Below are 20,940 nucleotides of genomic sequence, written 5' to 3' on the forward strand. Positions count from 1 at the left end.
TTTTAATAGACCAAAGGTGTAAAATTTCAAGTGATCCCCACTTTAAATAAGTAAAAGTAGCCTAAAAAGACAATAAACATGGCCCCTAAAAAGGTAACAATGTAACAAATTACACAAGCACTTTGTACCTCCCTTTTTTAAAGTAGTACTAAACCACCAACACTCCTTAGCGCGATTATAAAAAGAAAAGCAACCTTAGTTTCAAGCTGTTAAAACAATAGAATAATCGCAGCAAATAAGCGTAATCACTTTTTAATTCATGCATTTTATCGATAATTTTTGCATTTTATAAGTAATCGTTAATTATTTCTTAATGTTTTCTTAATAAAAACATACCTTACAGGCTATCTATGAAAATAGCCTTTCATCTATTTTTGTAGGAATTTTAATCCCTCTACTTATGAAACAAAATTACCCCCTACTACTTTTCGCATTTTTTTGCATGATTTGGTCTGGTTATGGACAGACAGAAATTTTCAATGTTAACGGAGGAGGAACTTTTCCTACTGGTTGGACTGGCACCAATAACAATACATCCAATCCCATAGATAAAGGTTCGTATTACCTTATTGATTCAGGAAATCCTTCTGATATTATAACTTCAGATATTTATGACTTATCCTCGTATGTGTCTGCTGAGTTTAACTTAGATGTTGCATCGTTTGGAAGTGGAAACTATAATCAGGCTAAAATAGAAATATCCTATAATGGAGGTTCTACATTTACACAAACAGAAGTAAGTACCACAACTACAGGTTCATCTTATATAAATGGAGGTACTTTTATTTTAAGTGGATTAACTAATCAAGTACAAATAAGGATCTCTAATAATGGAACTAGCGGCAGAGGTGTTAGACTACGTAATTTAAAATTAACAGCTAGTGGAAGTGGTTCTACAGACACAGAACTAAATTTTACATCAACAACCTATACTGCAAATGAAGATGATGGTACAGCAAGTATTTGTGTAGATATAATGAATGAAAGTACTACACCAACAACTGCGGATATCGTTTTAACGTCTGCAAGCACTCCACATGTTACATACACAACAACAGGAATCACGTTTCCAGCAAATAGTTCAGCACAACAATGTGTCACCGTAAATATAGCTGACAACACCAACTGTAGCGACAGTACTGATTATACTTTCGAAATTCAAAACGTTTCTGGTGGAGATAGTGCAGTCACAGGTAGTAATGACGCAACGACCTTAAGTATTAATGATGATGATGGGACTAGTGGCATTGCTTATATTCAAGACTTTGATGGAGGAACACCTACTTGGAATTATTCTGGAAGCGGATCAAATAACACCTCTTATGGAAATACTGGTTATGGAAGAAGGATTTCTGGTAGCCAATCATTTTCTTTAAATAACGTTAGTACTGCGGGACTAGAAGATATATTCTTATCTATTAAAAACAAATCAACAGGTGGAATTGAAAACGCAGATGCATTAAAAATATATGTTGCTTTAGACGGTGCTTCCTATTCAAGTATACCTGACATTACGATACAGGAAGAGGACACATCAGATAATAGTTATAATAAAACCTGGAACTATAATGCAAGTGGTGTTGCTTCTACAGTTGCAGGTACACCAGCAACTTTTAATGGAGATGGAGCCACTGGTTATTCGACTATCAATATTACAATCCCAAACGGAACGTCAAGTGTTGCTCTTAAAATTCAAGCTAGTTCAGGTGGATCTGAATATTTTTATATTGATGATATTACCCTATCAGGAAATTCGTGCCTCTGCTCAGCACCAGCAGACCCAGTAGGAAGCATCACAGGAACCACTCCCGCATGTACCTCTACAGACTTAACCTTTACCGGAACAACACCTTCAGGAATTACAAATTACTGGCAAACTACAGCTAATGGAACGGATGAAACTTTTAATGCTAGTTCTACCTATACCGCAACTACTTCTGGCACTTACTACGTTAGAGCTTATGATACGGCCGGCACCTGTTGGTCAGACGGCAATCTAAGCTACACCGTAGTCATAGAAGAGGGCCTACCAACATTAACCCAACCTAACAACCAAACCGAAGTCATACCAGATACGGCTACCTTCACTGTGAGTTCTTCAAATACCGACACATACCAATGGCAAGTCAATACAGGATCGGGATGGACTAATGTCACAGGAGGTTCAGGAGCGACCACAGATACATATACTACAACAGCAACGTCTTCTGCAATGCATGGCAATCAATACCGTTGTATCTTAACGAATATATGTGGAGATACCACGTCTAATGCAGCAACGTTAAGCTTATCTAATGAGAGCCCTAATAATGCAAGAAATAGTGAAGGCTGTTTTGACGACACCTCTGTTACTCTAAGTTGGGATGCACCAGCATCAGGTATAACGCCAACAGGCTATATCATATTTGCAATTGAAGGTGGCACAGCCCCAACAGGAACTAAAACAGATGCAAGTACATACACCGCCAATACAAACTTTTCCGCAGCAACGACAGTAACACCTGCTTCGCTTGGACGCGTTGTATATAAAGGAACAGCTACTACAACTACAATAACTGGGTTAACTGAAGATAACAACTACTCTTTCACCATTTACGCTTATGTTGGTGAAACTTTAACAGGTTGGGCAACTGGAGGAACAGGGGGAAGCACAGTGACCAATGGTTTAGCTCAAGCTGATGTAAGGAATCTAATAGCTACACCTTTAACCAATCAAGTTACCTTAGATTGGGATAATCCATTACCTACATCGTGTTGGGATCAGCTTATAATAATAGCGAATCAAGGTGGCGTTACTTTTTCACCATCTGGTGATGGTTCCGCTTATTCCGGAAATGACAATGACGAATATACGACTCCAAATCAATTGGTTTACGAAACTACATCTAGCGTTTCAACCAAATCGATAACAGGATTAATCAACGATACAAATTACTGTTTTAAAATTTTTATCAGACGAGGTACCAATTGGACGGAAGGTGTAGAAATATGTACAACCCCTACACTAACTTATTGTGATTCTTATGGTGACACAAGTGACAAAGGGATTACGAATGTAACTTTTAACACGATCAACAATTCTTCAAATAGTAATAGCGACTATTCAGATTTCACGTCGACATCTACGACAGTTAACATAGGTGATACTTACCAATTATCAGTAAGCATTCAAACCGACGGTTCTAATAGAATGTACACAAAAGCATGGATAGATTGGAATTTAAACGGCGATTTCAATGATTCTGGGGAAGAATACGACCTTGGTTATGATAATTTTGCAAATGAAACCCCTTCATATAATTCTCCCTTAAATATTACAGTACCAAATAATGCAGAAACAGGTGAAATTAGAATGCGTATTTCATCAAGGTATAATTCTAATCCGACATCTTGTTCTACTAATTTTGATGGAGAAACAGAAGACTACAGCATTTATTTACAACAGCCAACAAATGCCGAAATCAATATTAAAGCTAATAATATTAGTATTGCAAATGGATTTGATGAGCCTTATGGACTTAACAATACACTATTTGCTGCTAGAGAAGCATACACCACGAGTACAGCCAAAACCTATACCATTGAAAACCTCGGTTTAACAACCCTTAACCTAACAGGGACACCTATAGTCGAAATCACAGGAGCTAATGCAGGTGATTTCGCTGTTAGTACTCAACCTAGTAACGTTAACATTGTGAGCAATGGAAATGTTGATTTTGAAGTGACCTTCACCCCATTAGGACTTGGTACAAGAACTGCTACAGTGAGTATAGCAAATTCAGACCCTACAGGTAATGAAAATCCCTATACTTTTACCATAGAGGGAACCGGTGAATGTCCTACTCCAACCCTATCGTTATTACCCAACAATGGCCCAGTAGGGACAATCGTGACAATTACATCGCCTATTCCTAATTTTGACCTCTCAACAACCGCAACTATCTCTGGCATAAACGCACCAGTAACCTTTATTTATGAAAACGAATTAGAGGTGATTATCCCAGATGGTGCATACTCTGGAATTATTGAAATTAATGATAATCTAAGTTGCCCTATAGAGACACCAAATTTTAATGTTATAAGTAATTCTGGCAATTGTGGTGGTTTATCCGATTTAATTATTACAGAAATATATGATGCGAATTCAGGCTCATTAGGGTATGTTGAATTTTACAATGGCACAAATTCCACTATAAATCTTTCAAACTACTCCGTTAGAAGATACGCAAATTTAACATCTTCAACAATTACATCTACTTATACCTTTCCAACTAATGGTGTAGGTAGTACAATAGCCAGTGGGGCTGTTTTGGTAGGCTATGTAGGAACTGGAGCCAATTCTTCAATTTATGACTTTTATTTAGGGGATTCTGGATTTAATGCAGACGATCGATTAGAGTTATACAACAACACTACATTAATTGATGATTGGCATGACGATAATGTTCCTGGAGAAAACGGTTTTTCATATTTAAGAAATATCAACATTACAAGTGGTAATCCTAATTTTGACCTATCTGAATGGACAGCATCTTCGACTGAAAATAGTTCTAATTTAGGTACTTTTAATTACACTATGCTTTCAATGCCACCAGCAGCATCATCTATTAACAATTTTAGTGATTGTACGCTCTTAGACTATTCAATTTCAGCCACAGAAGGGGATACAGACACTCCTGGAGATTTAACCTACCAATGGTATTACAATAATGGCTTAAATAATAATTGGACTGCAGTAACAAGCTCATCGCCATCAGGATATACCATAATTGGCCAAGATGGCAATAATATTTTAATAGAAGGAGACACCAACCCTTTAAGTAATTTAGCTACGTACCAATTTTATTGCGAAGTAAAAGAAGCAGGTAGTTGTACAGATGCATCAAACGCTATAAGACCAAATACTGGCATTATAACTTGGAATGGCACATGGTCTTCTACACCTACTATTAGCAGTACCGTAATGATTGATGCCGACTACAATACAGCTACAGACGGAAATTTTAGTGCCTGTAGCCTAGTTATTAATAGCGGAAAAACACTAACGATTACCGATGGCGCCTATGCTGAAGTTTATTACGAGGTCAATAACAACGGAACCTTCCACATCGAAAACAATGGCGCTTTAATTCAAATTGATGATACCAGTATAAACACCGGAAGTATGAGTATGGAGCGTAAAGCCTCCATTAAAAATTATGACTATGTGTATTGGTCCTCGCCAATTTCTGGCTTTAACATTAGTGATATTGCCGGATCGTATTATTTTTATTGGCATCCAACAACAATAAATAGTAATGGTACTCAAGGCAATTGGATCGCTGCCAATAATACAACGATGGACCTCGGAAAAGGGTATATTATACGCGCCCCTAATGGACAGACCGCTCCGACAACTCCTGGGGAACTCAACTTTACAACCATCTTTTCTAGTAGTACGCCTGGTGAAGGTGTGCCCAACAATGGTGAAATTGCGGTGACCATAGAAAGAGGAATCAATGCCAATAGCGATGAGGATAAAAACGACAACTGGAACCTTATAGGAAATCCTTACCCCTCTTCAATTTCGGCAAGCGATTTTATAATTGAGAACGCTGCACAGCTTCAGAACATCGATGGGTATATTAATATTTGGACCCACGGTACACCACCAAGTGCAGCAGAAGCTTCACCTTTTTATCAAAATTTTGTCAGCAACTATAACAGCGCAGACTACTTCTATTATAATGCACTCGGGGATTCTAATGGTGATGGATTTTCAGGTTATATTGCCGCTGGACAAAGCTTTATGGTGAACATGGTCGATGGCGCAGAGGCTGCAACGACCACGGTAACTTTTAAGAACAGCATGAGAGACAAAGGCTATTCTAATAGTGATTTCTTTAGAGCTTCGCCAGATAGTAGTAACGAAAAGCATAGATTTTGGTTGAATTTATTAACACCAACCACCCCAACTAATAGAATTCTAATTGGTTATACGGAAGCCGCAACTATGGGTGAAGATCTTTTGTTTGATGCGGAAACCGTCTTAGATGATACTAGCGCAGGGGTTTATTCTATGATTGAAGATGATTATTTTTTAATCCAAGGAAGAGCCTTACCGTTTACCGTTACAGATATTATCCCGATAAGTGTAAAAACTATTGAATCTGGAAGTCATACCCTAGCCTTACATGCTGTAGATGGTATTTTTGAAACTGACAATCAAACCATTTACCTTAAAGATAACCTCTTAGGTTTTACCCATGATTTAACGGCACAGCCTTATACGTTTACCTTAGAGCCTGGAACCTATAACGACCGTTTTGAAATTGTATTTATACCTACAACGCTTTCTGTAGACGACCAGCTAAGCCTTTCTAACACCATTACCATTACCGAACTACAAGAGGATTTGGTACAATTTAAAGTTGATGGCCCACACAGCATAAAGCATATCGATATTATTGATATTAACGGACGTTTAGTATACAGCTTAAAAGGTAATAACAGTACGGAAGTGTACAACCTATCTAAACTGAGTCAAGCGGCTTATATGGCTAAAATCACCCTATCTAACGGACAAGTGTTAAGTAAAAAAGCGATTAAACAATACTAACCAACCTTAACTTGTTTAATGCGAAAGCCTCATTTTTATATGAGGCTTTTTTTATGAGATACTACTGAATGTACTCATACTATACTTAGAAATAAGAAATAGTCTTTAGGGGAAACACTACAATTTAAAAACCATAGTTTAAGGCTAAAATAAGGTTTCGGCCTGCTGCTGTGATTCCAGAAGAATAAGGCCGGTAGCGTTGATCGGTTATATTTTCTAAGGCCACCGTAAAACTCAGTTGTTTATTAAACTGGTATTGGGTTCTCAAATTGAAGGTACTCCAAGAAGGCGCATAAGGATTACCGTCAGCATCTAAAGCATACATATAGCTTTTTTCAATTTCGGAAGGTGCTAATTGCTCAAACCGTAAGGTCGCATTATACACCAAATACGTCTCAAATAGCCAGTTATCTGAGGTCCATGTTAAATGCGTACGACCAAAATGTGGCGCCACATGCCGTACCGGTACCTCAACCCCGTTCTGATTTTCAGCTCCACCAACCACATTGTATTGCGAACGCAGTTTAAGCTGCTCGGTAAAATTAACTTCTAAACCTGCTTCAAAACCATAAATCCAAGCTTTTGAAGCGTTTTGCATGGCTTGCACCCGACTTAAACTGCCATTATACATAATTTCAGAAGTCCCATTGAGCTCATAATCTCTCCGAATTAAAGCCTGATCTAAAAAGGTGTAATACGTCGCGAGATCTAAAATAACACGGGCATTAAAATCGAGCTTTAAACCCAATTCTCCACTATACGCATATTCAGGTTTTAGGTCTGAATTAGGCACCACAACAGCGCCGGGTTCGGAATCAAAAACTTTCCCGATATCATCGATATTAGGCGCTCTAAACGCGGTAGACAAGTTAAGTTTCCATTGCAGCATGGCACTTGGCGACCAGGTTAATCCGGCCGTCCCAGTAAAGGCTCCTGTATTTAATGTTGCCACTTCAAAAGGAAGATTTAAAAACTCATTATTAGCGGTAAAATTAGCCTTAGACCACACCCGATTATAGCGCAATCCAGTTTGAAATACCACCTTAGGACTGGCTTTATACTTTAAACTGGTATACGCCGCAACAGATTGCCACAAGGCACCATCAGGATAGCGGGTTACCGCCCTTAAACTTGACGCATCGGTTGTATTTTGCGTTTCGGCATACGAGTCTATGCTATTATAAATATACTCTAAACCGTAAAAAAGAGAAGCCTTAGTCCCTAATCGTTTTTCTAAATCGAAATTAAAAGATCCGGCGTCAACCTGATCTTCACTCACATACCTTAAGGGCGAGCCAAAATCGCGATCGCTTCGGCTTTCTTTAAAATTTTGATAGGCTAGAGTGGCTTTAAATTTGTCGTACCAGTTTGAATCACTCAGCGATTGAGACCACTGTAAATTCCCCATAAACCATTGCTGTGGTCCATAATTCCATTCGGCAGAACGCAACTGGTCTTCACGGTACCGCAACAATCTATCGTAGCGCGAAAAATCGGAGGTGGTAGAATAATGAAGTCCTAAATCTATAGCCCATTTCCGATTGGGTTGATATCTCACCTTCTGCATTACGTTAAGTTGATTATAAGCCGTTGGGCTTTGCACCTGAGGATTCGGGTTTTCTATCATAACATCCGTACCGTTTTCCTGTATTACCCTATGAGGTCTTAGGTACGCCTCGGGACCGTGAGACCCCATACGTAAATCGTCAAAATCCGTATAACTTATACTACTTAAAAACGCCCAGTTCTTAAATCCTAAATTAAAATCGAAATGCCCTGTATTTTCATTATTCGCAGAGGCATAGCGCGTTAACACATTACCCCGAAACTGTAAAGAATCCGAACCCGACAACTCTGGTTTTTTGGTATAAAAACTCATTACACCACCTATAGCATCACTTCCATACACCACGGCTCCCGCTCCTAAGGTTACTTCTGTGTGTTGTATAGCAAGGGGGTCTATAGCGATGACGTTGTGCAAATTCCCACCTCTGAAGGTCGCATTGTTCATGCGTACACCATCCACGGTTATTAAAAGCCGATTTGTAGAAAACCCTCTAATCATTGGGCTGCCTCCGCCCATCTGACTCTTCTGAACATAAACATGTCCGGTCTGTTCTAAGGCTTCTGCACTGGTCTGCGGATTCGCCAAAGCAATAGCTTTAGCATTTGTACTCACAATTGTTTGAGGAATATCGCGCTCGTTTTGTTTGAATTTTGAAGCGGAAACCACAATTTTATCTAAGCTTGCGACTTTAAGCTGAAGGTATATTACGGTATGAGCTTCACCCTTAGAGATCGAAGCTGTTGTAAATTGAATGGGTTGGTATAAAAAACTGTCTATAAAAATAAGCTCATTCGGCTTAAATAAAGCTAAAGAAGCCTTACCCTTAGCATCGGTAAATACACTTTTGGTTTTATCGGTATTGTATAGGGCTAGGCCAATAACAGGCATTTTACTTTCAGCCTCTAGAACCTTTACCATTTGTGCTTCAGCAGACGACAACACAAAACATAATAGTATACTAAAAATTATAAGTTGTCCTCCCTTTGGTGCCATAGTGCTATTAATTTAACTTAAGGTCAACCCTAATGAAAAACATCATTAAGAATCTGAAGTGATTTTGGTGTTTTAAAACTATCGAGATGCAATTCAAAATAATGCAACAACATACTTAAAAACTCTTGTCGTCTTGCTGCGGATAGTTTTATGGTATTTAGCGTATCAAAATTTGTGCCCAAGAGCTGCTTAAGCACTATTAAAGTTTCACCAGAAACGGAATAAACCCCATGATTATACGTTTCAAAAATTCCGGTTTCCAAATTAAAAAAAGGGTAATGCGTCTCTAAATTTTCGGGCTGAAACCCTAAGTAACGCGTTAGTTTTAGGAGGAATAAAAGATGAAAGTTAGCATAAGTATCTTCGTTATCTAAATACTGAAGGGAGGCCGCAATAAAATGGTAGAGGTCTTCATTCTTCTCTTCTTCCTTTAACACATGAGAGAGAATTTCAGCTAAAAACATGACGATAGAACTCTTATAAATATTCGTATGAAGGGATTTATAGATGTAATTAAACTTTACTTCCTTTATATACTGAAGGGATTGGTTGGGCTTATAGCTTTCTTCAATTTCTAACTGAGACAGCTCCTGATAGTAGACCATTTTAGACCGGCCTTTTTTAGATTTTAAAACCCCACGCAATAAATAGCTCACCACCCCTCTATGCTCTGTGTAACACTTTACAATGAGGTCGTGATCTCTAAATTTTAATTTAGATAAAACAATACTGTTATTTTTAGAAAGCATAGACTTAACGTACTACAAGGACTTTTAGTACTTTGGTTTCAAAGGTATCTAAATCGGAAATAAGAATGACATACACTCCCGTTCTCACCACATTATTACCTAAGTTTTTTCCATTCCAAATCGCCGTACCGCCATCAATTGCAAAATTATAATTAGCGCCTGACGATCTTAAATTCACATTGGTTTGTGCCTCGGCCACGAGATTACCTTCAATATCCGTAATTTTAATATTAACACGTTCTGTAAGCCCACTAATCTTAATGCCTTTATTAATATCATTAAGGTCATTAAAGCCTAAGATATTATATTCTGGACGCACCGGATTAGGATAGACATAAGCATCCTCTAAATTTTCATCAACGGCAGACCCTCCAGCTTTAAAGGACAACAAACCGTCTGCGGTAGCCATATACACAATACCATTATCGGCATCTATAGAGATATCATTAATTTGATTAGAAGGTAACGGGGAATTATCTGTCGTAAAATGATAAATGGTTGTTTGTCCATCTGGTGAAAAGTAAAAGACCCCAGAATCTAAAGTTCCTACCCATTTATTGTTAGAGCCATCAACTTTAATATCTGTAATCACCTCGCCTTCTAGTAATTCTTTTGCAATACCTTCTTCTAAAATAATCACAGAACTTAAGCTTGGGTTAGAATTTTCATAAAACCCAGAAGTATTATAAAGCACTCTTAAACCTAAGGTTGTCCCAATCCATAATTGGTTATTATTATCAAGAGCCAAACTAATAAACCTCATATAAGGGTCTACATTTTCAGCCGTACTATTCATATTTCTTAAAGGCGCATTGGAAATATTTTCATTATACGCAAGTAAGCCGTTGGCGTAAGACCCAATCCATTTGGTACCGTTGCTATCAATTTCAAGATCGAAAAACCCATCTTCAGAATTCGGCGGATCTATTAAATCTGAAAAACTATACGAACGCCACTGGCCAGAATTAGGATCATAAGATTTTAGTGGTGCATCAATTCTACTGGTGACACTCCATAATAAACCAGAGCTATCAAAGTCGGTTGCAGAGACTCTAATATCTACATAATTAGGATCACCCGTTACTAAAGATTCTAAGCCACTATTGGTATTATCATAAAGCGTTGTCGCTTCAAAATTGTTGATTTCAAGGAGTCCATCAAAAAAGGAACTGATAAAAACCTGATTTGGATTAAATATATTCGGTGTAATTTCATTTAACTCCACAGCACCAAACAGACTGTCTACCGAAATATCATGCCATTCCTCATTCGCATAATAATTAATCCCTTTAGAGGTTAAAGGATAAGGGTTTAAAGCACTTGTATATTCCCCATAAGTAGCCCATACGGTTTGGGTGGTGGCATTTAATTTATAGATGCTGTTTTCTAGAGGGCCATTAGGTTTAATTTCAATATAGTCGGCAACCGTAAAAATTAAATTATTAAGCACCCCAAAATCCTCAGTACCAATGTACACTTCTTCATTTAAGGTAACAGCTGTAGTAAAATTGGTATCAAAATCTTCTGTAGGCCCATAACTTTGCAGTAATTGCATCTCTTCATTGAACACATAAACCAAGCCCGTCATGGCATACACCAATTGCGAACTTGACACCGTGGCATCTAAAGGAGTTCCAGGTAAGGAGAATATAGCTGTGCTAGAAGTGCCATCAATTTCATAAACCGTTCTTGTACTTTGAACCGCATATAATTTATCAATCAATGAATTCACTGCAACGTACTCTCCAAACAAAACCGTTTGCCATTGTTGGTAATCAATAAGGTTAGGATTGCTCAACGCAGCCTTTTTTAACCCATTCCCACTTCCACAAGCGGCATAAATTTCATCATTATAAATGGCCACCTGATTTACGGTTATTTGAGCACCGCCATTACCAATAAAATAAGTATCGCCAAACTCTAAACCTTCTAAATCATAAACCGAAATCCCATAATCTGTAGATATATAAACCAAACCATCTTTTTCATAAAAATCATTGATTGCTTTATTTACCGGAGTGATATTTTGCTTTTCTAAAATATCAACAACAGACAGTACAGATTGGTCCGTTTCAGAATACACTTCAATTAAACCCGATTCATAACCGATTAAAAGATACTGATAGGTTTCACTGTAATAAATGGTTGAAATGTGTTCTCCAGATAAACCTTCTACCGAAGAAATTGTGGTTAAAGCATTCGTCTGTGTGTCATATTTAAAAACCGCATTTTGAGCCGCTGCATAGATTTTTTGGTCTCCTGTTACAACATCTACAATAGCGTTGTAAGAATAATGCCCCTGCCACAGCGCAGAAAAATCTTGACTATAACCGGATGCCGAGAGTCCTAAAATAAGAACAAGGGTTTTAAAAAAATTACGAAACATGAATGAAAAAGGTTTGTTCAAAGATATTTAATACTAACGATAGTTTTAAGATAAACGCATATAATATCATAAAAAAAGCTTCTGCTCAAAAAACAGAAGCTTCTTATACTATTGGCTTTAACATTAGACCACACCTTGGGCTAACATGGCATCTGCTATTTTAACAAAGGCTGCAATATTGGCCCCTTTGATATAATCTATAGCGCCGTTCTCTCCTTCGCCGTAAGACACACAAGACTGATGTATGGCTGCCATAATTTCTTTTAAACGGGCATCAACTTCTTCTTTTGTCCAACTTAAACGTAAGGAATTCTGACTCATTTCTAAACCAGAAGTAGCCACACCACCTGCATTAGACGCTTTTCCTGGAGCGAACAAAATTTGAGCGTGTTGAAACACATGAATTGCCTCTGGTGTAGATGGCATGTTGGCACCTTCAACCACACAAGTACAACCCTGATCGACTAACTGCTTTGCTTCATCTCCATTAAGTTCATTTTGTGTTGCACAAGGCAAGGCAATATCACAAGGTACTGACCATGGTCTTTCTCCTTCAAAATATTTAGCCTTCGGATACTGGCCTACATAAGCACTAATACGCCCTCGTTTTACATTTTTAAGGGTCATGATAAAGTTGAGCTTCTCGGTATCGATACCCTCTTCATCTAAAATATAACCTCCAGAATCGGACATGGTAAGTACTTTAGCGCCGAGTTCAATCGCTTTTTCTGCGGCAAATTGAGCCACATTACCAGAGCCCGACATCACCACACGTTTTTCTTGTAAATCTTTATCTTTTAATTTTAACATGTTTTGAGCAAAATAAACCACGCCATAACCCGTAGATTCTGGTCGCATTAATGAGCCTCCCCAAGTGGCCCCTTTACCGGTTAACACCCCTGTAAACTCATTTCTTATTTTTTTGTACGCTCCAAACAGATAGCCAATTTCTCTACCCCCAACACCAATATCTCCTGCTGGCACATCGGTATTAGGTCCTATATGTCTGTAAAGTTCGCTCATAAAAGCTTGACAAAAACGCATAATTTCGCCATCTGATTTTCCCTTTGGATTAAAATCCGCACCCCCTTTTCCACCTCCTAAAGGAAGGGTTGTTAAGGCATTTTTAAACACCTGTTCAAAAGCGAGAAATTTTAAGATACTTGCATTCACGGAAGGGTGAAAACGCAGTCCGCCTTTATAAGGCCCAATGGCCGAATTCATCTGAACACGATACCCACGGTTAACCATAATTTCGCCGGCGTCATTGACCCAACTCACACGGAATGAAATGAGCCGCTCTGGCTCTACCATCCTTAAAAGAATATTTTTCTCTTTATATATTTTATGTTCAGAAATGTAAGGAATTATGGATTCAGCAACCTCTTGAACCGCTTGTAAGAATTCGGGTTCATGACTATTTCTTGCTTTTACTTCAGCTAAAAAATCATCGATCTCTTTTTTCATTGAATTAAAATTTAATGTTGTAAATAAAAATTACAATGCTGATTTCTAAATATTAATCTATATTTGACCACAGATTAGGATATTTTATTAAAAACCTACGATTGTAAGAATATTTTGATATATTGTAGCTTTGTTATTAGTACTAATAATAAGACAAATATCAATTTTAACATTAAGATATTCTAAATATATTTGATGACTCTAAAAAGGGATTACTTTTTATGAAAATATTTAGAAAACTGCATTTAATCGGTTTTATTTGGTAGTTTATCGAGTTTTTATTTATTTGCTCTACAAGAGCCTCAATTTTAGACGAAATGACACTAAAAATTAAAAAACTACTCTTCTCCTTGCTATTATTTTTAGCAATGCAATTGGGTTATTCGCAATTAGGCTTTTCTCATGAGATCGGTGTTATTGCTGGTCCTGTAGCTTACCAATCTGATTTTGGGGAACGCTACGATTTTGAAACCAACTCCGGTAATGTTGGCTTTGGTATTGGTATTGTATATTACATGAACTTTGAATACCTCCGCTTTTATAGTTACAGACGTCGTAACAGTTACTTTAGAGATCACTTTAAAGTCCGTGCTGAATTATCTTATAACAAAACAACCTTAAACCATTATGGGATTTGGGCCGATAAAAACAGCGCCTCAGGTGAAAAACTTAAAGCCCACTCTGGTGAAGCCAGCAATTTAGAACTTGGAGCACAATTAGAATATTACCCGCTAAGTATTAAACGTTTTTCTAGACGTGGTGGCGGAAAATGGGCTCCTTTTATAAGCTTAGGGGCGCACTTTGTATCTTACAATCCGTCCGTGATGACCACTTACGGCGATCAAAACATAAACAATATTAATAACTTTTATCCAGGTTGGGAACCAGGATCTATTACTGAAGAGGCCGGTTCTACTTGGGCTATTGTAGGGAGTTTAGGAACGCGTTATAAACTAACACCACTTTCTGACCTTATGGTAGACCTTAGAATTCAAAGTTATTTTAGTGATACCACAGACGGCTTAGACCACCAATTGCCGTCTAACAAAACTAACGATTGGTTGGTATGGCTAAATTTTGGTTATATCTTTTATTTCGATTAACAAAACACCTATAATATTAAAAAGCCAAATCTTCGGATTTGGCTTTTTTTTATGGATTAAACTGCTATGGAGTGCAAAGCTTGTTCTAAATCTGCAATAAGATCGGTTTCATCTTCAATACCAACACTTAACCGTATCATAGCATCTACAATCCCTGCGCGCTCGCGTTCAGCTTTAGGGATGCTAGCATGCGTCATACTCGCAGGATGTCCCGCTAAAGACTCCACCCCACCGAGGGATTCTGCTAAAGTAAAAATCTTAAGCTGCTCTAACATTTTAATAGCCGCTTCATAATTATTTCCTTTAATGGTAAAGGACACCATACCACCAAAATCCTTCATCTGGCCTTTTGCTATCTCATGATTAGCGTGCGATTCTAAGCCTGGCCAATACACCTTATCAATTTTAAGATGTTGGTTTAAATATTCGGCAACAGCCTTAGCGTTTTCACAATGGCGTTGCATCCTTACATGTAAGGTTTTTAAGCCTCTTAAGGCTAAAAACGCATCTTGAGGTCCGCAAATAGCACCACTTGCATTTTGAATAAAATAGAGGCGTTTGGCCAATGCTTCATCCTTAACAACGAGTGCTCCCATCACCAAATCACTATGTCCACCTAAATATTTAGTCGCAGAGTGCATTACAAGATCAGCCCCTAAGTCTAAAGGCTGTTGTAAATATGGTGTGGCAAAAGTATTGTCCACAGCAAATAATATTTTATGCTGTTTTGCAATGGTTGCTATAAGCGCGAGATCTATAATATTTAAGGTCGGATTGGTTGGCGTTTCCACCCAAATTAATCGGGTTTTAGGAGTTATAAATGCTTCGATATTAGATGCCTCATTCATATCTACCAAATGAAAAACGATACCAAAATCTTCAAATATTTTTGTAAATAACCGATAGGTTCCACCGTAAAGATCGCGAGTAGAAATCACCTCATCACCAGGTTTTAATAATTTTAAAACGGCATCAATAGCCGCTAAACCAGAGCCAAAAGCTAACCCAAAAGTGCCATTTTCTAAACTAGCCAAAGCTTTCTCTAAAGCGTGCCTTGTAGGATTTCCAGAACGTGCATACTCAAAACCTTTATGAACACCAGGAGAGGATTGCGCAAATGTTGAGGTCTGATAAATAGGTGGCATTACGGAACCGTATGCCGCATCGGGCTCTTGTCCGCCATGAATTGTTTTTGTATTGAATTTCATTCGTTTTATTTTAAACCGATAGGAATTTTAGCGCAAGCCCGTGTGGCATTTCGCCTTCAACAAAATTAAAAGATAATTCGCTCTATTGGAAAGTAAATAATACCTTTATGTCATGTTTAACAAAACAACTATGACATTGAAAAAACTATTTCCGTTTATCATCATATTAGTCTTATTGAGTGCCTGTAAAGACGAAGCTCAACCTCTAGAGTTTGAAACCCATTATATAGATACCGCATACGAGGCCAATATTACAGCCGCTTACGACACGGCCAAAACCGACAATGCACTAAGTACCGCCATTAATAAAAATATTGAGGATGCTATCTTACAAACGGTAAATTCATCGGAAAATGCCACAAGCTTAGAAGCGTTATTAAAAAACTTTAATGCGGATTATTTAAAGTTTAAATCTGAATATCCTGAGGTCTCAGAACCGATATGGGAACTCAATATTGAAACTGAATTGACCTACCAATCTCCGGAAGTCATCACCTTAGCAATTAGCACCTACGAATTTAAAGGCGGGGCGCATGGAAATGATCAGATCACGTTGCTTAATATAGATCCTAAGACCGGTGAGCAAATAGCCACCGACGCTATAATCAATGACCAAAAAGGTTTTACAGATTTAGCCAAATCAGAGTTTATTGCAGCCATTGAAAAGAATGACGACAACACTTCTATAGAAAACTACTTCTTCGGAAAACCATTTCAGCTTCCTAAAAATATTGGGTTTAGCGAAGAAGGGCTAATCTTAATTTACAATGTTTATGAAGTCGCTTCTTACGATTTAGGCTATACAGAATTTATGATTTCTTTTGAAAAGGCAGAACCGTTTTTAAAACGTCATTAAGCCTTAGACCGTGTTAAGCGTCTTATCAGTGGCTCAACGGTTAAACCTTGACCTATAATAGAGACGACAACCACTACATAGGTAATAACAAGAAATAACTCTCTATGCATATCTTTGGTTAAACTCAAAGCCAAAGCAATAGAAATACCACCACGTAATCCACCCCAGGTCATAATTAGATTTGTTTTGGGTACAAAATCTAAACGTTTGGCAAAAAACTTAATCGGGATAAATAACGAGATATAACGACACAATAATATTAACGGTATTGCAATAAGTCCGGCGTACACAAATTGCCCTTCTAGAGTTAATACAAGCATTTCCATACCAATTAAAACAAAGAGAATAGTATTGAAAAGGACGTCTACCAACTCCCAAAACTTATCCACATAGAGTTCTGTTGTTTTAGACATGGCCGAATTCCGAACCGTATCATTGCCTACAATTAATCCCGCGGTAACCATAGCTAAAGGCGCCGAGAGATGAAATTGATGCGCTAACATGGTACCACCCATAACCGCCGCAAGCGTTAAAACCACTTCTATTTCGTAACTATCAATAGAGCGCATTAAACGGTAAGTAATCCAACCTAAAAACATACCAAGCACAATACCACCAATAACTTCCTGACCAAATAAGGTCGCTATATCGGTTAAGGCAATGGCCGCCTCGGGCTTCGCAGCTATAGCAAATAAGGTTAAAAACACAACCACACCAACGCCATCATTAAACAAGGACTCGCCTACAATTTTCGTTTCCAATTTTTTAGGGGCACCCGCTTTTTTCAAAATTCCTAACACAGCAATAGGATCGGTAGGAGAAATAAGGGCTCCAAATAACAAACAGTAAATAAAATCAACCTGTAAGCCCATCAATTTTAAGACGTAAAACATTCCTATTCCGACTAGAAAAGTAGAAACTACAACCCCTAAGGTTGCAAAGGCTAATATAGGCCATCGTTGTACTTTAAGCTGATTAAAATTGGTATGTAAGGCCCCTGCAAATAACAGGAAACTCAACATTATATCTAATAAAACCGTTTCAAAATCAATCCCTGTGATTAAGGCTTTTTCTTGAAGCAATAAGGTATCATCAAATTGTCCAATAGCCACAACAATCACAGTAAAAGCAATTGTAATCACCATTAAACCTATAGTAATGGGCAATTTTAAAAACCGTTCATTGAGATAGCCAAAAAGTGCTGATAATACAATTAAAATGGTAGCAATTGAATAGTAATCCATAATCTTATAGTAATTTTCTGAGGGCTAAAATAGCGCCTAAATGTAAACCTTCGTGATAATTATTGAAGCTTATCGCTTCCTCTACAGAATGTAGCGTTGTTTTCATTCCCACCGTATAGGTTTCGTACGTTTTAAAGCGCCCTTGGTGATAATCTTTCTGTGTTGTTTCAATGCTAGAAATTAATAGCGCATCAATATGATCAACTTCCGACTGGGATAACGCGCGCTCCGGTTGGGTTCCGTTTTTAAATTGTGCCACCATAGCTTCTGAAACCAGCATTGGGACTCCAGAAAAATGATACACTAAGCGTTGTTGGGTAACAATAGAATGCGCTATATTCCAAATGATATTATTTTTGAATCCTTTTGGAATTTTATTCAAATCCTCGAGGCTGTGCTCCCTAATGTATTGCTGTAATAAAGCCCTATTTTTAAGGGTAACACCAAAGGTCCAATCCATAAACTGATATTTTTTTTAAATGTAATTATTTTTCATAATAATTAGGGTTAATTTGCATTTTGAAAATCAGGACATTTCTAAAATGAATAAAATATACCACCTCAGCACTTGTAATACGTGTTCAAGAATTATAAATGAACTTCAACTCCCTGAAGATTTTACACTTCAGGATATCAAAACAGAACCGATTACTGAAGCACAGCTAGAAGCCATGCGAAATCTTACGGATTCTTATGAAAGTCTCTTTAGCAAACGTGCACGTCTGTACAAAGAATTAGGTTTAAAAGACAAAACCTTGACTGATGACGACTATAAAAATTATATTTTAGAACATTACACCTTTCTTAAACGCCCTGTGCTTATCGTTGATGAACAGATTTTTATTGGGAACGCGAAGAAAACTGTAGAAGCCGCTAAAGCAGCCCTTCACGGGTAAACACTACAGCCTTAAATGCTTATATGTATTTTTGTAAGCCATTCAAAATTTAAATCCTCTTAATTGTCGTTCACTTCAGAAGTTTTTCCAACGGTAGACAACATTCCAGCACACTATTGGGAGCAACTTGCTTGCACGTCCAATATTTATTATTCTCCTGAGTTTTTAAAGGCTTTTGAATTGGCTAATACCGAAATCGCATTTCATTATATTTTCATTTTAAAAAACAAGAAAGCGGTGGCATTTGCCAATACCCAGATTGTAACGATTGGCATTAAAACCATTACTAAAAACATTAAGATGTCTGCTTACTTACGGCAGATCATTAACCGGCTCTTTTGTAACAATCACATTAAAGTTCTTTTTTGTGGTAATGTATTTTTGAGTGGAGAATATGGCACCTTCTTAAAAGCAAACGAAGATAAAACTAGCACGTTTAAAGCCTTAGCCACAGGTGTAAAGCATTTGGTAAAACGCACTAAAAAACTTCGTTTTAGCTTTATTAAAGATTTTGAAAATGCTTCCCTTCCTATAACCGATCAACTTGAAAACATGGGCTATACGCCAATGCAAGTTGAACCAAATATGATTATTACGCTACAGCCACAATGGCAAAGCTTTGAAGATTATACCCAAGCTTTAAAATCTAAATACCGCGTAAAAGCGAACAGAGCCGACGCCAAAAGTAAAATCTTAAGGACGCAATTTTTTACAGAAGACGACATTAAAACGCACAAAAACGAGCTTCAAACTCTTTATCAAAACACTATAGCTAATGCCGACTTCAATGCTCAAGTTTTAAATTTAGACACCTATATTCACCTCAAGAAAGCCTTTAAGGAGCAGTTTATAGTTAAAGCCTACTTTTTAGACCAGAAATTAGTAGGGTTTTTATCAGCCATGCTTAATGGCACGCATCTCGATGCTCATTTTATTGGTATTGATTACGAGCATCATAAAGATTTAGCGATTTACCCTAGAATTTTAAATGACTATGTAAGATTAGGGATTGCCAAAAACGCAACGAAAATAAATTTGGGAAGAACGGCTTCTGAAATAAAAAGCACACTTGGAGCGCAGCCCGAAACGCTTACCTGCTACTGCAACCACCAACGGCCTTATATCAATAGGCTATTAAAACCGTTTATTGAGAATGTGCATATCAAATCTTTTAAGCAACATTCGGTTTTTAAATAGTCGCTTAAAAGGCCCTGATAAGAAGTGTATTTTTCATAACGCCCCGCAAAGTCCACTTTAAAACGACATCTAAAAATCGATGATAAGGAATCAAGATATCATCTTGAAACTAGGCCCTTAAAGGGACTTTAGGGGTGTTAAATGCCTTAAAAAAGTGCTTTTTACGACATTTTTAATGGCTTAGGGCGTACGCCATGTTTACGCGTATCTTCTTTGGTTAAGACTTTAAAAGCATCAGATTTTGGAAACTTATGCGCCAAATCGAGTAAAATTTTAGGTAAGGCCGATAATTTTCGAGCCTTAAGATCTATCCATCCGCCTTGCATTTCACAATAAGCCAAATGATCGCCTTTTTGGTTGTAAAAATTATGTTCAAACATAAAATACATACCATCTTCGCTAATCCCAGAAACTTCAATTGTTACCGTAATAGGAGCGCCTAAAAACGATTCTTTGAAATAATACATATGTTCGTAAAACACCACAGGTCCTACGTTATGCTTCATTATTTCAGGCATAGAAAACCCTTGTTCGGTAAAAAAAGACATCCTTGCATGACTCATAAAATTGGTGTAGGCAGAATTGGCTAAGTGTCCATTAGCATCAACATCACTCCAACGAATTTCAAACTGTTTTTTATACATCTTTTCTGATTTTCTAGTTTCGAGCAAAGTTA

General features: G+C 37.5%; 13 protein-coding genes. 5 read left to right on the top strand and 8 right to left on the bottom strand.

The genetic code is table 11. The features are described 5' to 3' along the window. Positions 1–400: 400 nt before the first annotated feature. Positions 401–6,598: a GEVED domain-containing protein gene (locus ACFQ13_RS13040; RefSeq protein ID WP_386118029.1), complete on the top strand. Its 6,198-nt coding sequence runs from the start codon at positions 401–403 to the stop codon at positions 6,596–6,598. A 124-nt stretch (positions 6,599–6,722) separates the two neighbouring features. Here the strand turns inward: ACFQ13_RS13040 and ACFQ13_RS13045 are convergent, their stop codons facing one another. The 4 genes from ACFQ13_RS13045 to gdhA all read right to left on the bottom strand — a co-directional run bounded on the left by ACFQ13_RS13045 (position 6,723) and on the right by gdhA (position 13,760). Next, positions 6,723–9,158, bottom strand: a complete 2,436-nt coding sequence (locus ACFQ13_RS13045; RefSeq protein WP_386118031.1) for a TonB-dependent receptor — start codon at positions 9,156–9,158, stop codon at positions 6,723–6,725. Between the two features lie 29 nt (positions 9,159–9,187). Beyond that, positions 9,188–9,907 carry a DNA repair protein RecO gene (gene recO / locus ACFQ13_RS13050; RefSeq protein WP_386118034.1) on the bottom strand — a complete coding sequence of 240 codons (720 nt, stop codon included), beginning with the start codon at positions 9,905–9,907 and terminating at the stop codon, positions 9,188–9,190. A gap of 4 nt (positions 9,908–9,911) precedes the next feature. Next, positions 9,912–12,293 (bottom strand): type IX secretion system anionic LPS delivery protein PorZ, encoded by a 2,382-nt coding sequence (gene porZ / locus ACFQ13_RS13055; protein WP_386118037.1) that lies wholly within the window; start codon positions 12,291–12,293, stop codon positions 9,912–9,914. A gap of 123 nt (positions 12,294–12,416) precedes the next feature. Continuing rightward, a complete protein-coding gene (gene gdhA, locus ACFQ13_RS13060; protein WP_386118040.1) occupies positions 12,417–13,760 on the bottom strand; it encodes an NADP-specific glutamate dehydrogenase in 1,344 nt (447 codons plus the stop codon). A 317-nt stretch (positions 13,761–14,077) separates the two neighbouring features. On the opposite strand from gdhA, the gene ACFQ13_RS13065 reads away from it, so the two are divergent. Next, entirely contained in the window at positions 14,078–14,863 is a 786-nt protein-coding gene (locus ACFQ13_RS13065; protein WP_386118042.1) for a THC0290_0291 family protein, read from the top strand. A gap of 56 nt (positions 14,864–14,919) precedes the next feature. Here the strand turns inward: ACFQ13_RS13065 and ACFQ13_RS13070 are convergent, their stop codons facing one another. Then, the gene (locus ACFQ13_RS13070) at positions 14,920–16,080 is read right to left on the bottom strand and encodes a cystathionine gamma-synthase (RefSeq protein WP_386119452.1); all 1,161 of its coding nucleotides are present in this window, start codon (positions 16,078–16,080) and stop codon (positions 14,920–14,922) included. 121 nt (positions 16,081–16,201) lie between these two features. Here ACFQ13_RS13070 and ACFQ13_RS13075 point away from each other — a divergent pair, with 121 nt between their 5' ends. Further along, positions 16,202–16,927: a DUF3298 and DUF4163 domain-containing protein gene (locus tag ACFQ13_RS13075; protein WP_386118044.1), complete on the top strand. Its 726-nt coding sequence runs from the start codon at positions 16,202–16,204 to the stop codon at positions 16,925–16,927. Here ACFQ13_RS13075 and ACFQ13_RS13080 read toward each other — a convergent pair. Both ACFQ13_RS13080 and ACFQ13_RS13085 read right to left on the bottom strand, forming a co-directional pair. Then, on the bottom strand, positions 16,924–18,171 hold the full coding sequence (locus ACFQ13_RS13080; protein WP_386118046.1) for a cation:proton antiporter: 1,248 nt from the start codon (positions 18,169–18,171) through the stop codon (positions 16,924–16,926). The two genes, ACFQ13_RS13075 and ACFQ13_RS13080, sit on opposite strands and share 4 nt — an antisense overlap. A 4-nt stretch (positions 18,172–18,175) precedes the next feature. After that, positions 18,176–18,631, bottom strand: coding sequence for a DinB family protein (locus ACFQ13_RS13085; protein ID WP_386118048.1), 456 nt, complete (start codon positions 18,629–18,631; stop codon positions 18,176–18,178). 82 nt (positions 18,632–18,713) lie between these two features. Here ACFQ13_RS13085 and ACFQ13_RS13090 point away from each other — a divergent pair, with 82 nt between their 5' ends. Both ACFQ13_RS13090 and ACFQ13_RS13095 read left to right on the top strand, forming a co-directional pair. After that, positions 18,714–19,067: an arsenate reductase family protein gene (locus tag ACFQ13_RS13090; protein ID WP_386118050.1), complete on the top strand. Its 354-nt coding sequence runs from the start codon at positions 18,714–18,716 to the stop codon at positions 19,065–19,067. Positions 19,068–19,130: 63 nt separating this feature from the next. Then, positions 19,131–20,264, top strand: a complete 1,134-nt coding sequence (locus ACFQ13_RS13095) for a hypothetical protein (RefSeq protein WP_386118051.1) — start codon at positions 19,131–19,133, stop codon at positions 20,262–20,264. Positions 20,265–20,425: 161 nt separating this feature from the next. On the opposite strand, the gene ACFQ13_RS13100 is transcribed toward ACFQ13_RS13095, so the two are convergent. Next, on the bottom strand, positions 20,426–20,908 hold the full coding sequence (locus ACFQ13_RS13100) for an acyl-CoA thioesterase (protein WP_114307945.1): 483 nt from the start codon (positions 20,906–20,908) through the stop codon (positions 20,426–20,428). Positions 20,909–20,940 lie beyond the last annotated feature (32 nt).

This window comes from Winogradskyella rapida, from assembly GCF_042675845.1.
Taxonomy (GTDB): Bacteria; Bacteroidota; Bacteroidia; order Flavobacteriales; family Flavobacteriaceae; genus Winogradskyella; species Winogradskyella rapida.

Bases quoted from the DNA above. Each gene is read 5' to 3' on its own strand.
- ACFQ13_RS13045 (WP_386118031.1), bottom strand. From the start codon at position 9,158: ATGGCACCAAAGGGAGGACAACTTATAATTTTTAGTATACTATTATGT.
- gdhA (WP_386118040.1), bottom strand. From the start codon at position 13,760: ATGAAAAAAGAGATCGATGATTTTTTAGCTGAAGTAAAAGCAAGAAAT.
- ACFQ13_RS13080 (WP_386118046.1), bottom strand. From the start codon at position 18,171: ATGGATTACTATTCAATTGCTACCATTTTAATTGTATTATCAGCACTT.
- ACFQ13_RS13075 (WP_386118044.1), top strand. From the start codon at position 16,202: ATGACATTGAAAAAACTATTTCCGTTTATCATCATATTAGTCTTATTG.
- porZ (WP_386118037.1), bottom strand. From the start codon at position 12,293: ATGTTTCGTAATTTTTTTAAAACCCTTGTTCTTATTTTAGGACTCTCG.
- ACFQ13_RS13040 (WP_386118029.1), top strand. From the start codon at position 401: ATGAAACAAAATTACCCCCTACTACTTTTCGCATTTTTTTGCATGATT.
- recO (WP_386118034.1), bottom strand. From the start codon at position 9,907: ATGCTTTCTAAAAATAACAGTATTGTTTTATCTAAATTAAAATTTAGA.
- ACFQ13_RS13065 (WP_386118042.1), top strand. From the start codon at position 14,078: ATGACACTAAAAATTAAAAAACTACTCTTCTCCTTGCTATTATTTTTA.
- ACFQ13_RS13085 (WP_386118048.1), bottom strand. From the start codon at position 18,631: ATGGATTGGACCTTTGGTGTTACCCTTAAAAATAGGGCTTTATTACAG.
- ACFQ13_RS13090 (WP_386118050.1), top strand. From the start codon at position 18,714: ATGAATAAAATATACCACCTCAGCACTTGTAATACGTGTTCAAGAATT.
- ACFQ13_RS13100 (WP_114307945.1), bottom strand. From the start codon at position 20,908: ATGTATAAAAAACAGTTTGAAATTCGTTGGAGTGATGTTGATGCTAAT.